This is a genomic window from Pyrofollis japonicus, assembly GCF_033097485.1.
Lineage (GTDB): Archaea > Thermoproteota > Thermoprotei_A > Sulfolobales > Pyrodictiaceae > Pyrofollis > Pyrofollis japonicus.
On sequence record NZ_AP028634.1, the window covers coordinates 387,361 to 401,540 of the forward strand.

General features: G+C 43.5%; 11 protein-coding genes. 2 read left to right on the forward strand and 9 right to left on the reverse strand.

The window, feature by feature from the left end:
• Positions 1–81 precede the first annotated feature (81 nt).
• Both SBG41_RS01920 and SBG41_RS01925 read right to left on the reverse strand, forming a co-directional pair.
• Positions 82–2,475, reverse strand: a complete 2,394-nt coding sequence (locus SBG41_RS01920) for a DNA-directed DNA polymerase (RefSeq protein ID WP_317896484.1) — start codon at positions 2,473–2,475, stop codon at positions 82–84.
• Between the two features lie 57 nt (positions 2,476–2,532).
• Positions 2,533–3,015, reverse strand: coding sequence for a GNAT family N-acetyltransferase (locus tag SBG41_RS01925; protein WP_317895861.1), 483 nt, complete (start codon positions 3,013–3,015; stop codon positions 2,533–2,535).
• A 90-nt stretch (positions 3,016–3,105) separates the two neighbouring features.
• Here SBG41_RS01925 and SBG41_RS01930 point away from each other — a divergent pair, with 90 nt between their 5' ends.
• Positions 3,106–4,173: an mRNA surveillance protein pelota gene (locus SBG41_RS01930; protein ID WP_317895862.1), complete on the forward strand. Its 1,068-nt coding sequence runs from the start codon at positions 3,106–3,108 to the stop codon at positions 4,171–4,173.
• Here SBG41_RS01930 and SBG41_RS01935 read toward each other — a convergent pair.
• A complete protein-coding gene (locus tag SBG41_RS01935; protein ID WP_317895863.1) occupies positions 4,170–5,222 on the reverse strand; it encodes a radical SAM protein in 1,053 nt (350 codons plus the stop codon). The two genes, SBG41_RS01930 and SBG41_RS01935, sit on opposite strands and share 4 nt — an antisense overlap.
• A gap of 15 nt (positions 5,223–5,237) precedes the next feature.
• Positions 5,238–5,969 carry a nucleotidyltransferase domain-containing protein gene (locus tag SBG41_RS01940; protein ID WP_317895864.1) on the reverse strand — a complete coding sequence of 244 codons (732 nt, stop codon included), beginning with the start codon at positions 5,967–5,969 and terminating at the stop codon, positions 5,238–5,240.
• 123 nt (positions 5,970–6,092) lie between these two features.
• Here SBG41_RS01940 and SBG41_RS01945 point away from each other — a divergent pair, with 123 nt between their 5' ends.
• Complete coding sequence (locus tag SBG41_RS01945) at positions 6,093–7,256, forward strand: site-2 protease family protein (protein ID WP_317895865.1); 1,164 nt, start codon at positions 6,093–6,095, stop codon at positions 7,254–7,256.
• 36 nt (positions 7,257–7,292) lie between these two features.
• On the opposite strand, the gene dnaG is transcribed toward SBG41_RS01945, so the two are convergent.
• The 5 genes from dnaG to SBG41_RS01970 form a co-directional block, all read right to left on the reverse strand.
• Positions 7,293–8,567 carry a DNA primase DnaG gene (gene dnaG, locus SBG41_RS01950; RefSeq protein ID WP_317895866.1) on the reverse strand — a complete coding sequence of 425 codons (1,275 nt, stop codon included), beginning with the start codon at positions 8,565–8,567 and terminating at the stop codon, positions 7,293–7,295.
• Between the two features lie 147 nt (positions 8,568–8,714).
• Positions 8,715–9,806: a tyrosine--tRNA ligase gene (locus SBG41_RS01955; protein ID WP_317895867.1), complete on the reverse strand. Its 1,092-nt coding sequence runs from the start codon at positions 9,804–9,806 to the stop codon at positions 8,715–8,717.
• Positions 9,807–10,011: 205 nt separating this feature from the next.
• Positions 10,012–11,712, reverse strand: a complete 1,701-nt coding sequence (pheT, locus tag SBG41_RS01960; RefSeq protein WP_317895868.1) for a phenylalanine--tRNA ligase subunit beta — start codon at positions 11,710–11,712, stop codon at positions 10,012–10,014.
• The gene (pheS, locus tag SBG41_RS01965) at positions 11,693–13,189 is read right to left on the reverse strand and encodes a phenylalanine--tRNA ligase subunit alpha (RefSeq protein WP_317895869.1); all 1,497 of its coding nucleotides are present in this window, start codon (positions 13,187–13,189) and stop codon (positions 11,693–11,695) included. Before pheS ends, pheT begins: the two co-directional genes overlap by 20 nt.
• Before the next feature lie 148 nt (positions 13,190–13,337).
• The gene (locus tag SBG41_RS01970) at positions 13,338–14,027 is read right to left on the reverse strand and encodes a metal-dependent hydrolase (RefSeq protein ID WP_317895870.1); all 690 of its coding nucleotides are present in this window, start codon (positions 14,025–14,027) and stop codon (positions 13,338–13,340) included.
• Positions 14,028–14,180 lie beyond the last annotated feature (153 nt).

Consider the following 14,180-nt stretch of genomic DNA (forward strand, 5'->3'; position numbering starts at 1 on the left):
CTAAAAGACTACGTCCATATAGGGGATATTTTCTTTTCCTACTACTATCTACACGTTTATATATTGACTTAAAAGAGCTGGTTATTTCTTTTGTTGCTTGAAGAATTCGAAGAGGCTTCTCTGTCCTGTTGCCACTGATTTTAGCTGGTTCTCGGTTACACCGAAGTATCCTAGGATACGAAGCGCTGCTGGAATTATCTGTCTATCTATGTAGTAGTCTACATCAATGTCACTAGGCTTTACCATGAAGTAGGGATATGCTCTGCTAGATATGTTTCCTTTACCCTTGACTATAACATAGCCTATTTTGTCGCCAACTGACACCTCGAATCCTGCTTCTTTCATTCTCCTTGCTGCAACTACGTGGGGTGCTTCGTGTTCGTATTCTTCTAGTTTTTTGCTAAGTGTTTTCCATATTATGAGTTTCTCTATGGGTATTTTACCTTCTTTAAGCTCTTTAATGACCTTTCTGACGTATTCGATGGCTTTATTGACATCGCCAGTCTTTAGGACTATTTCGGCTGTTGTTGCTTGTACTTCCTTGGCTAGGTCGCACCAGTCTCCGCGAACAGCTTCAAAGCCGACAATATCGATGCGTCCGTCTTCTAGTATTCCTGCATATCGCTTCTTGGCCTCAGTGAAGAATACTCTCTTGTATATCTTATCGATTTTTATTTCAAAGCCGAGCTCTTTTTCAACGAATTCTATAAGCTTTTGGACCTTTTCAGGATCGTAAGTTACGAATAGGGAATCTGTGTCTCCGTAGATTACTTTGAGCCCTAGCTTCCTCGCATATTCAATCGCTGTTAGAATTAGTTGCCTTCCCCATGCTGTCACGGCTTCTGCACAGCGTCTACAGTACCATCTTGCACCCGTCCACCCCATATAACCATAACTCGCATTAGCAAGTACTTTGAGTGCTTTCTGCCTCTCATCAAGAAGCTTGTATTCTGGGCTGTCTGGAGGATATTTTTTCATTTCCTTCCTTACTTTTTTCCTAAGATCTATGAGATTTATGAGAACTGTTTTGAAGAAACCAGGTGGTTCTTTTCGGAACCTATGACCTACCTCTGGGGCTACATAGCATCCTCCATATTTTTCACACTCCGAGGGATCGTCTACTATCGTATCAGGGCCTACATTATATTTTATCATTATATTGGGATACATGGAGCTGAAGTCTAGTACCGCGATATTTTCATGAATGCCCTTAAGGGGTTTAAGCACGATTGCGCCTCTATAGCTTTCCTCACGCCTCTCAACCCGATTTGGTACAAGCTCGTTCATATCGTATGCTGCTCTAATAAGGTACCATTCGAGGCGGAATCCAACACCCATTGCACCGACTTGGTCCAGAGGCACACCTGTAACAGATGAGAGCTGGATTGCGAACGGTAGTAGTTTTTCACCAAGCCCGTATGTCGAAACAACGTCATCTAAAGCATACTGCTTAAGCAACGGGCGTTTTTGCGGATCATCCCAGTATTCCGGAATTCTCCACCATTCTATGAGAACTCTTTCGCTCTTTTTCATGACGCCAAGATACTCGGCTACTTCTTCAAGGGTTTTGATCTTTATTTCATGCATTTCTTCCGCGTAATCATAGAGGTCTACATTAAGTCTTCCGGGTACTGAGATGTGGCCGTGAACGCTTGTTGTTGGTTCAGCTCCAACACGTCTACTGACGTCAAGCTTTATGCCGAGCCTACGAGCCCTGTTAAGGAGGTAAGGCCAGTCGAAATTGTTGTTATTGTATCCAACTATTATGTCCGGATCAAAGTTCTTTATATAGTTGATAAATTCTTTAATCGGTTTTCGATCATCATAGCCATCTGCTTCGAATAGTTCTTTATTCCCGTCGGAATCCATTACGGCTATTATTATTATCGGGTCAGTGTTGGGATTGGGGCTGCCTCTCTTACTGTATACTTCTATATCAAACGCGAGAATTCGCAGCTTAGATATCAGATCGCGCGACTTGTCTTCAGCTACTGGAACCGGGTCAGACAATACGTTAAAGGCTTTATCTACTCGATACCCTATGGGCTTCTTTATTTCTTCAACCTCAACCTCGTAGACGTGGAAAGGAAACAAATGCTTATCTATTAAGTATCTCATTGCAAAACGTATGTCTGCTTCAAGTACTTCTTCTACTTCTTCAAGACGTCGTACTTCTTCTCGATACGTTCTAACATACTCTGGTATAACTGTAACTATTCTTGCGGCTTTACGTGGTCTGCCAAAGTACTTTTTGTCTACTACTCTAGTATCTATGATCGGGCTTGCTGGCTTACTGAACATTCTTATGCGGCTCAAAACTCTATCATAGTCAGTTACATCTTTCACTAATAGCGCGTAAAAATATGGTCTAAATCTCTTATCAAAAAGAACTACTCTTTCACCAGTATCCAGTATACCCCATAGAACTATTACGGGCTCCTTGCCTATGATCTCATAGCTTGAATCAAGAAGCATAAATTCAATCTTTGTACTCAACCCCTATACCCATAAACTGTATATGATATGAGAAGCTTATTTCTGATACCTCCACAACCTCGTCTCTCCGGTTCTGAGCATAACGAGTGCATGATCGTTCTTACCGTAATAGTCACGTATGAATCCAATATAAGCGAAACTATTACGTACATACAGTAATTGTGCAATGGTGTTCATGTAACTCACTTCGAGTAAGTAATTCTGGAAACCTTTTTCCTCACATAGTTCAAACAAGCTTTGCAACAAAGCTGTACCCACTTTGCGGCGACGACAATCCTTCCGAACAGCTATTGAAGCTATATGGCAAACACCTCCACGAAGCGGAACAGCGACAATATACCCGTCTACATATCCATTATCGTCGAAAGACACTAGAAAAGAATCACCATTGCCGCTAAGGCTGTATAGTATATCGAGATACCATCGAGGATAGGGCTTGTTGAATGATTCAAGCTCAATTACGTAGACCTGATCAAGATCGTCTTTGTCAGCATTTCTTACTAGTATACCACAGTGCAAACACATTCCCGTATATGTAAGCTTCGAGAGGGTTCTCTTGTAAATTATTAGCCAAGCTTTTACACTATAAGCCAAGCGGGGTCTAGGATATTGAAAATAGTCTATAAGGATTTGAAGCAAGGTGTTATCAAAGTAGTGCCAGAAGACACTGATGACTTATGGCTCTTGCATACTATCATTCAGCCAGGCGACTATGTAAAAGCCAGAACATTTAGAGAAATTCACTTCGGTGAACGAGGCAGCGGCAGGAGTAGTCGTATACCAATGGTGCTTAAGATACGGGTCGAGTCAACGGAGTTTCAGCCGTTCACGACAAGGCTACGCATTAGAGGTGTCGTTGTGGAAGGGCCGGAAAAGTATGGAGTACTTGGAAAGTATCATACTATAAACCTTGATCCAGGAACCGAAGTAGAGATAACTAAGCCAAATGGATGGCCTCATACACTGCTCAAGAGACTCGAAGAAGCAACAAAGGGGCCAAGCGCCATAATAGTTGCCATAGATTATGACGACTATGCTGTCGCCTTAATAAGGGGTCAAGGCATTAAGATTGTGGCAGAAGGCTCTCTTCACCTTCCAGGCAAAGATGACCCGCATCGTGAGGAAAAGCTCAGAGAAGCCTTAGTAGGAGTGACGAAAATAGTTGAGGAACTCGTAGAGAGGGAGGCTCCATTAGTAATAGTAGTAACGGGTCCTGGCAGTGTGAAAGAACAATTGGCTGAACTCATTAAGGTGAGGCTCGGAAGCAAAGCCCCAAGAATAATAACCGATAGTGCCTCGATGGGGGGTGTTGCAGGAGTCTACGAGGAAGTTAGGAGAGGGATAATGAGAGACGTGCTCAAAGAAGCTGCTAGTATCTACGCTGAGGAGTTCCTTGAAAGATTTGAGAAGATGCTTTCAAAAGAACCGCAAAGAGTTGCGTATACGCTAGATGACGTTTTGAGAGCTGTTGAGATGGGGGCCGTTGAGGAAGTACTTGTACTTGACGAGCTTGTTAGGCATCCAGACCCTAATATTAGGGAGATAGTTGACCGGATACTACGCGAGGCTGACCGAACACGGGCAAAGATAAGCTTCATAAGCGTAGAGACACCAGCCGGGTTGAAAGTAAAAGCGCTTGGAGGAATCGTTGCAATTCTCCGATATCCTATCTCCTAATTCGAGTCATAAATAGGCTTTTTAAAGCTTTCAAAAGGCATTCTTCTATAGTTCCCTACAGGATAACGAGTAATTATCTCACCGTCAACAAGGTCGGCGAGCCTAGGGTCAAGATAAGCTACTCCATCTATAATTTCTCCATACCCGTTTTTAACTAGCTCAACAACACGGCTGTTGATCTTACTCACTTTAAGAACCCTTATAAGGCCTTGTGGCATGACCTCTTCGTAAGGCCTTGCCGTTCTTAACGCTTTTCGAAGGAGTCTTAGCCTCATCTGTATCTTATCTTTATAGCGTGCCGGGCAATAGTGGACTGATATCTGACGTGTATTCTCAAGAGCCCACTTTACTATCTTAAGAGCCGCTTCCTCGCTGCCTTCTAAGACAGGCTTACTTCTTGAAATCTTATAGCCACGCTCCATAAGCTTCGTAATATTCGAGGGCGAAACCTCAGCCTCATTTAAGTTTATAAACTTAACACCCATCCCATCGAGCTTCTTTATCAACATCTTTATTTCCTCAATCTTGTCTGGCAGAACTGGTATCTCTACACCTACATCTGAATGCTTCATAACTCTTAGCGCTTTTTCTATCCTATTAATGAGCCATGGAGCTGTTGGATGAAACCGTATCTCGTCAAGACCTGCCTCATCAAGTCTGCGAAGAACATCGGCAGTGGCGTATCTACCACTCGTGTATAAGTGTATATGGAAATCGGAACCAAAGACGTCTTTAAGGAGTCTTATTGCGGCTATTGTTTTTTCAATGCTTAACAGGGGATCGCCTCCAGTTATACTCGCTCCAGAGGCTCCTATACGGTAAGCTTCATCAATTAAATCCTCAACATCCTCTGCAGGCTCCTCATTAACATAGGTAACATGCTTACCAAATTTCTTGTCAGAAACAGGGCAATAGAAACAATAGTCGTGGCAGACACCAGTAATGAATATAACCATTTTTACTCCTCTAATGCATAGTTTACAGCCTAGCGGAAGTTCACCCACATAGGCATAGACGCCCTCAACTAGGCGAAATCTGCGGCCAGGCACTCTTTCTTACACCTCTCATATCAGTGGTGAACCTTTCTCTCTCAACGCTCTACGGAATAATGGATTTTCTCTTGCAATACTTTGTACAGCTTCCTCTATAGAGTCCCAGGGTTCAAGTTCTACCTTAACAAAGACACCGGTACGGCCTAATTTATCTCTCCGAGTAAGAACACGAATTCTTTCTATAACTGTTTCAAGACTTATTCCAAGAAGCTTAGCGACTTCAGCCTCTCTACCGATTATGCTTGACTCTCTATGACCTTCTTGAATCGGCTCTATAAGAACTAGCCGTTTGTCAACACCTGGTACACGTTTATCCTGAATAAGTCCTTGATAATCGAGTGCCCCGCCAAAGTAATAGAACTCGTATTCAGTTTTAGACAGCTTGGCCAATGGGAATGAAACTACCTTTCTCTCTTCAACATCTAGAACAAGGTAAGCTTTTGGCGTACTTGTAGGAGTGGCCTGCACAATAACTTTATGAGATATACGAATACCTTTTCTCTCAAGCGCAAACTCTATTCTATAGGATGGTACAGTAACGGGCACAAAGATATCTATATCACTGCTTTCATGCACATCACCCCGCGCAACACTTCCATGAACAATAGGCCATAGTCCTGCCTCAACTAAGGCATTCATAATATGAATAGCTTCCTTACGTAACCGTCTAAGCAGAGCCCAATGCTTATCATCATAAACAACTATTCGATACTCTGGTCTTTTCTCAACCTTCTCTCTAACCATGATGCCAGCTACACCTGCAGAGACGAGTTCAAAGCTCTTCGAAACCCCTGCTATTCTTGTACGTAGACCAGCACTTTTATCTAAGTAAGTACAAAAGAGACCATATTCGCTTCGGGGTATAGAGTGGCGGGAACAACGCTTCAAGCTCTTGCTGCCTACGTAGCGGCATGGATACTGCTTGGCATACTATTGAGTAGCAAGAGGAGTGAGAAGTTTGAGGCAAGCCCTTTCGCAATAGTAATCAGACTACGTAAGCGTTTTGAATACTTTGATAAGCTGCGTGGAAATAGACTTGTAGGTCTCTTACTTGATGTTGGAATAGCCTCTATGTTTATCTTAATGGCGCTATTTTATGCTATGATAATAAAAAGAGTATTACTAATAATATCTGGAAAACCTGCCGGAGAAGCGCCCATAGTGCCTCTAATACCTGGTGTATCGATTGATATAACCACGTTCCTGTATATTCTGCCTGGGCTTAGCCTAGCAGTAATAGTTCATGAGATTATGCATGCACTCGCTTCTAGGCATGGCGGCGTCGAAGTAAAGAATGCAGGCATCCTAGTCTTCTTAGGCCTTATCCCCGCTGCATTTGTCGAGCCAGACGAAGACAAATTAAGAAAATCAAGTCTCAGAACGCGGCTAAGAGTATATTCTGCTGGCGTGCTTGCTAATGTACTACTATGGCTGTTTCTATTGCTCTTATTAAAACCTATCACAGCACAAGGATTCTACATGCATATCATTAAAGTAGAAGCAAATTCGTTTGCACAAGAATATGGAGTCCAACCAGGCTTAACAATTAAGGAGGTATATATTAACACGACAGGCCCCCTTGACTTTACAAGCTTCCAGAAAGTTATGAATAAAATACGTTACGAGAACGGAGGTACATTAGCTAATATAACATTAATAGTGAAATTCGTGCTACTGAACGACACAACAATAACAGTTGTCAAAAAGGCTGCACCATCAAATACAAGCAGAGAAGAAAAGAAAAAGTATGAAATGATAGGCATATATTTCGTACCCGTTCCTAAGACGCTTATAAAGCTTGGATTTTCGCCTTCGACTGCGTATACAGTATTTACTATACTGTGGCTTACCGAGCTCATAAATATTGGCCTTGCAGGAATAAACGCTGCACCAATATTTATAACTGATGGAGCCCGCGTCGTAAATGATGTTGCCGCAGCACTATTAAGAGACGAAAGAAAGGGGGCAATGATCAATAATATAGTATCACTAGTAACACTTATATTAATAATACCAAATATAAACATATAAATAAAAACGATAATATTTAGGGGTATTTAAAACGGGTTACGCAACAACGTCGTTAAAAGTGAGAACAACAACATTACGGGGCCTTTTCTCTATAGAGCCTAGCCGGTTAGCTATTACTAGTTTTATTTGCTTTTCAGCAGCCAAGTCAAGCATTCTCTGAGTCACTATACCATCATAAACTACTGCAAATACCTTGCCGGGCTCCATCTTTTCCAAAACGTTGAACATGTCCCGTACACTTACGCGTTGAATGAGATTCCAGTCCTTATCATATATGAGTGCCTCGAGAGTGCCACTGAGCTGCTTAATTTCTTCGAGAATTTTCTCAGGAATCTCTACTTTTTCGACCTCGACTTGTACAACGGGCTGAGCTGGCTTAGGCTCAGCTACCGCTGTAACGGCAGCTGGCGTAGCAGGTGTTGATACTGCAGCCTCTTTCTCTAGGGCTTCTTTGGCCTCCTTAGGTGGCCGTTTTTCTTTCTTTGGCTGGAATTTTTTCTCGAGTATTGCCAAGTATTCGCGTGCTGGAATGAGGTTGCTAAGGGCACGAGCAATCTCCTTGCCAGTTAGATCCTCTACCTCCTTGCCTGGGGGTGCCCGTGCAACATAGTCAATGTCGGCAACGCGAAGCAGCTCCCATAGTATGAGGTCTCCTCCGTGATCCCCATCAACGAATGCTATGGCTTTCTTCGTCTTTGCAAGTTTTATTATAGTCTCTGGTATCTTTCCGCGAGCGCCCTCAAGTGCTATAACATTTCTATAACCATATCTGAGAAGGTTTATTACATCAGCTCGGCCTTCAACTATTATTATCTCGTCACTTTTATCTACGTCAGGGCCGGCAGGAAGGCCTTCGGGCCCATAGCTTATTACTTCGCCGCGTTTTACTGCCTCACTTATTTCTCTAAGTACCTCTTTGAGATCAGGAGTTTTCTCAAGCGACCAGATACGTAGGATTTCACGTGCTCTTTCAATTATCTTCTTTATCTTCTCTGCACGGACGTCTATTATGTCGTAGACACGTATTTTTGCACGATACGGTCCTACTTTTTCGACGGACTCTATCATTGCCGCAAGCAGTGCAGTCTCTACTCTATCGAGGTTTGAGGGTATCGTTATCTCGCCATAGGTCTTAGTGTCTTGGTGCTTTATGTCAACTATAACTCTACCTATTCTACCCCTTTCCTGTAGCTCTCGGAGATCAAATTCTTCTCCAAAGAGGTTTTCAGTTTGACCAAAAATAGCACCTATTATATCATGCTTATTTACTAATCCGTCTACTTCTATTTTTGCTTTTATTAAATATTTCAAATCGTAACCCCTCGTATCGTTGATGTTCTCATCGTTAATTTAGCGCCTTGGGTTCTTAGTGAGTATGAACACTACATGTCAAGCGTTAAGCCCTTGTTACCTGGGGGTTGTTAGCCCTTAGAGTGGGGTCATGGCCCCCGATTAAAACTACCTTGTTATAGTGGCCTTTTTTAGTTCTTCTAGTAGTTTTCGCGCCTCCACGTTTTTCTCGAAGTAGTCTCTAATCGGCTTTAAGAGGTCTGCGAGAGCCTTGGCAGTGGCTTTCTTCAAGTCAAGCGGATGAATCTTACCCTCTCTATAGAGCTGCTCGAGTTCGCTATAGCTATTGACTATTAGTGTGCCGCCGTACTTCTCAGGCCTCTCTATTACCAACTTGAATCCCGGTTGTGCGAACAAGATGTACTTGTTTATCTCAATAACTGGGTTGAATTCTACTTGGCGTGCAGGACAATAGGCCTTCAATAACTTTGCTTCAATCTCTTCCGGACTATCGTAGACAAATATTGCGGATTCTGGCTTTGACTTGCTCATTTTAAGTACTGTTGCTTGTACATCCTCGTTTACTTCTTGAGGATTCATTCGCCCAAGCCCTTGGAGACCGGTAAGCAGTGGCGTATGAACTGCTATGACCTTTCTCCTGCCCATCTTCTCGGCCGTATCTCGTGCAAGCATATGTGCCTTGCGCTGATCCATGCCGCCTAGCGCGATATCTACGTCAAGATAGAATATGTCAGTTACTTGCATCGCTGGGTAAATTAACTTGGAAAAGTCCAGTTCTGCTTCATCTGCCCGGCGCCCCATGATAGTTAAGGCACGCTTCATGCGTGCAAGAGTGTTGTTTTTAGCCACTCTGAGAAGTATTGTCCAGTATTCTTTATCTGAAATTAGGTCCTCCGCATCCACAACCTTTATTGACGACTTGCTTATTCCGAGAGCCTCTAAGACGTCTAGAACGTGTTGTGCAGCCTTCCGGATAGTCTCCATATTTCCTCCAAACTTATCATTTATCCATGCATGCCAGGTCGCTGCAAGTAGGTAAAACTCAATACCAGCTTCTATGAAGTCTCTTACTTTGAAAGCCCAGATTAACCATCCTATGTGGAACAGACCACTGGGCTCAAATCCTATGTATGCCTTAGGATGCTCCTTTTCTTCAAGGAGCCTCTTAAGTTCATCGACTTTTATTACTTCTACGGTATTTCGTGTAATAAGCTTTAACCGCTCATCAATACTCTTCATGTCCTCCACCTGGGTCTAATAAGGCCGTAATCGTGCTCACTTAGAGACGGGCAGCAAAGTAATATAAAAGCGCTTGTAGCGGGTCGCTAATACCGAATTTAGGGGTAGAGAACAGCTATTCTATTCATGGGCGCCGCTCCGCCCCGTTACTCCCGCCTGAGAGAGCTCGGCATGAGACCCCTACTGGGGGCTGTGATGCCGAGTGTTAGGGGCGGGGGACAGCGGCGCCCCCACGTTTAACAATGCTCTTTTCATGGAGTTTTGTGTAGTCTATTTCGGCGAAGGCAACTGGGTACTTTATTTCTAGTTTCTCAAGTATCTCTGGGTTTATTTCGCCTAGCTCGATCTCGAGGCCGTTCTTGGTTAATACTTTCGCTGCACGTCCTTTAATGAAGAGTTTTTTCTCTATTCTATTGATGTTTTCTATTTTATCGGAAAGTAGCTCTACTAGTCCGTACACTACTGCTTGAATATCCTCATATCCTATCTTTTCGCCCATAATTGCTACTGCTAGTAGTTTTCTTAACAAGACCGGTGGCTCGCCATCTTCAACTCTTTTTACACGTTTAACGGCTTCTCCTACTTCAAATATCTTGACGGGCACTCTATGCTGGTTTTGAGCCAGTGTTCTAAGAAGTAAGGGAGCCAATGAATAACGATAGCAGTCTAGCTCAACGGATACCGGGTTACTAATGTAGACGAGTTCATCGGGACTAGCACCAGCTATTTCTACTTGGTCTTTGCAAGATGACAGTGTATAGTTTTTAACTTCAACGAATCCGTAGCCAGCCAAGATCTGTCTAGCTTCACGTTCCCAATATCTTGTAACAAATAGGCTACCTCTGAGCATTCTAGATGGCTTTATAGGCTCGATGTTTTCTAGGCCTATTGCAAGCATAATTTCCTCAGCGATGTCAACTTCGTGCAATATATCAATTCTATATCTTGGTACTAGGACCTCTAAACTAGTCTCCGTCAATGCGTTTGCCTCGAAACGCATGCGGCGGAGGAGCTTAACAGCTTCAGACGAATCTATACTTACTCCGAGCAAGTTATTGATTTTCTCAATGCTTACAGTCATTGGCGCCGGCTCTAGTCTAGGTTCAACTAGTTTTCCCCAAGGAGCTTCGACGCGGACAAGCCCTATGTTTTTACTCATGCTACGTTCTGCGAGATTAGCTGCGAAAATCGCAGCGGCATCAAGCACAGGTTTTAGCTCGGTACCAGTTATATCGATAAATACGTGTCGTGTGCCAGGCTCTACCCTAGTAATATCTGCATTAATGACAGGAGGTACACTGATTACTTCTTTTCCGGCATAGAGTACTGGGTGCTTTCCTTCACTAAGAGATATTGAGCCATATTTCTTTCCTTGCTCTGTTACAGTAAGCACCTCTGCCAGCGTCATAGTTTTGTCGTGGTGAAGGGGTTTGAACTTTACAGTATCTATTGGTTCAAAGCGGTAGAATAGCTTATTGGACGGCATCTTATCAAGATCGTGAATGCCTATAGCGATCCGCCTTCTGTTAAGGCCGTGGCTTGCCGTGAGTTTTTCTTGAAACTGTATTAGTTCAACTAGGTAGTCTTCATCAATGTTAACATCCCATACTATAAGCCCCACAATATAAGGGCGTGTGGGAACGTTGTCAGCAATTATAGTGTACTCTGTTGAGACAGTATTGTATCTTGGTATGCCGAGTTCTTTGCCTAGAAGGCCCTTTACTTGCCTCGCAATACCTTCGAGACTATACATGTCAGGCCTATCTACTTCGAGTTCTGCCACAACGTATCCTTCGTTATCTATTTCTACTTCTATCTTTAGCCTCTCCATTACTTTTAGTGCTTCAGACAGAGGTAGGCCAAGGACCTCCTCTACGCGGCTGGGCTTAAACCTTAGAACCGGCATATAACCACCACCTTGAGGGTATTGATGATATGAATTCTATATCATTGCTATAGAGCTGTCTTATGTCTCTGAGCCCGTAAAGAGCCATAGCGAGGCGTTCTATTCCCATACCCCAAGCCGCAACTGGATATTCTATTCCAAGCGCATTTAGCATCTCAGGCCTAAATAAGCCAGCACCGAGCACCTCAAGCCATCCACTACCTATTCTAACGTATCCTTCTATAGAGGGTTCTGTGAAGGGGAAGTATGCAGGCCTAAACTTGTAATCAGTGAGCCCTAATCGCTCTAAGAACTCGCTCAGCATGCCTACAAGCCACCGAAGGCTTACCCCATCCTCGCTCGCAATTCCATCAACTTGGTGGAACTCTGGAAGATGCCTTGGATCAATGTTTTCAACTCTATACACTCTCCCCAAGCTAAAATATCTAAAGGGCAAAGAAGGCTTCGTTGAAAGGATACGGGCAGATACAGCTGTTGTATGACTACGTAGTATCAGCCGCATAGCCTGGCGCGGATCCCATTTATAACGCCACCCCTTGCTACCACCCATACCCTGCTCGTGAGCTTGTGCGACTTTTTTAACAAGCTCTTTCGGTAGCTCAGCCGCCGATGGCGCCTTTAGGTAGAAGGTATCAGTAGGACTGCGAGCAGGGTGGAACTGAGGCTGAAATAATACATCATAGTTCCAGAACTCGAGCTCAACAGGGGGAGCTTCAACCTCGACGAAACCAAGCTCCTTCATTACGTCCCTAATATACTCTATGAACTGCGAAAAGAAGTTTAATCTCCCAGGAAGAACGCGTGGAGGCAGTGCCTCAACGTTGTATTCTCTTAGCCTTACGCTTCTCCACTTTCCACTCTCAATGAGCTCTCTCGTAAGCGCACCAATCTCGACAATTACCTTCTTCATAAGGCTTTCCGGGTCTTCGGGCAGTTCAACTATCGTTACCCGCTTCTTATGCACCTCTACGAGCTTACGGCGTTTAAGAAGCTTAATAGAACTAGGATCTAGCTTTTCTCCTCTCATAATTTTCTCAATGATTTTTCGCTCGTCTGCAACAGCGTTAGCCGGGTCTACTACTAGCTTCACGCGGCCACCTTCAATTCTAATCCATTTCTTCTTCGACGCGTTAGCTATTGCTATGGGCGCTATATCTCCTAGCCTCTCCCTAATCGCGTCAACACTTGCCTCTCCACCCATTTCCGTAAGAAGCTTAACAAGAACCTCTTCTGGAAATCCTTCGCTAATATAGCGTTTGGCCTCGCTAGTTAAATGGTATTCTTCAACAATTTTTTCTTTCAATACAACTAGGCCTTTTGATGCGAGAAGTCTGAGCAATGCTTCTAAGCGACTTTTTTCGATATTAAGAATCTTTGCAAGCACATCGGTATTGTACTCCTTATTAGGCGAAATTTTCTTTGAAGCCATTATCTTCAGCAGCTCGTACTCGGATTCTGATACAGAAATAGCGCCCAAACGCATGCCCCAGTACAGACAAGGACACAGACCAAGGACTATTTAAAAGCAATCTATTAGACGTGTGCTTAATTTCCTATATGCAGGAAACAAAAATTAGTAAAAACTATATGCGTTTACCTAAGTTATGTGGCCCAAGTCTTATGGTTTAAAAACCATACTTTTCTCCGGGCTTCAGAATGACGACCTTTGTTGGGAGACCTTTCTCCTCAACCAGTTTCTTGAACTTCTCCGGGTCAGCTTGTATCACGGGAAACGTGTTATAATGCATCGGTATTGCAACCTTTGGCTTAATTAGCTCCACAGCCTTAGCTGCCTGCACTTCATCCATTGTGAAATGGCCACCTATCGGCAACATCGCTATGTCCGGTTTGTAAAGCTCACCTATAAATTGCATTTCAGCCATAAGGCCGGTGTCGCCAGCATGATATATTGTTGCCTCTTTGCCAATTATTACCACTCCCGTCGGCGTACCCTTTAGCGAACTGTGGTTCGCAGGCGTAAAGAGTACTTTCAGATCTATTCCTTCGATGCGAAGCGGGCCACCTATGTTACCACCGATGACACGCTCTCCCTTGTCACCAAGCTTCTCTGCAACATCATTTGCAACCTCATAGACAGCTACTAGCTTGGCGCGTGGATTAATTTTCATTAGCTCGACTGCTTCGCCGATATGGTCTCCGTGATCGTGTGTTACTACTATAAGGTCAACTTTGTCTTTGTATTCCTCAACATTCACCGGCGAGGCTGGATTAGTGAGCCAGGGATCAATCAATATAAGGTAACTGTCTATGTTTACCTCAAAAGTTGCATGTCCTAGCCAGCGTACGTATCCCATCTTTAACCACCCAGAAGCCTATTCTGAGACGCTTACACTCCTAGTTAAAATAAGTGGCATGAAAGAGCTTAAAAGACGTTAATGTTAATCTAGAAAACGCGATTACATTACCGTAACCATAAATAGTATATGCTTCACTATCTAAAGAGAACG

Coding starts and splice junctions, on each gene's coding strand:
- SBG41_RS01940 (WP_317895864.1), bottom strand. CDS start 5,969: ATGGTTAGAGAGAAGGTTGAGAAAAGACCAGAGTATCGAATAGTTGTT.
- SBG41_RS01970 (WP_317895870.1), bottom strand. CDS start 14,027: ATGGGATACGTACGCTGGCTAGGACATGCAACTTTTGAGGTAAACATA.
- SBG41_RS01920 (WP_317896484.1), bottom strand. CDS start 2,475: ATGCTTCTTGATTCAAGCTATGAGATCATAGGCAAGGAGCCCGTAATA.
- pheT (WP_317895868.1), bottom strand. CDS start 11,712: ATGCCGGTTCTAAGGTTTAAGCCCAGCCGCGTAGAGGAGGTCCTTGGC.
- SBG41_RS01955 (WP_317895867.1), bottom strand. CDS start 9,806: ATGAAGAGTATTGATGAGCGGTTAAAGCTTATTACACGAAATACCGTA.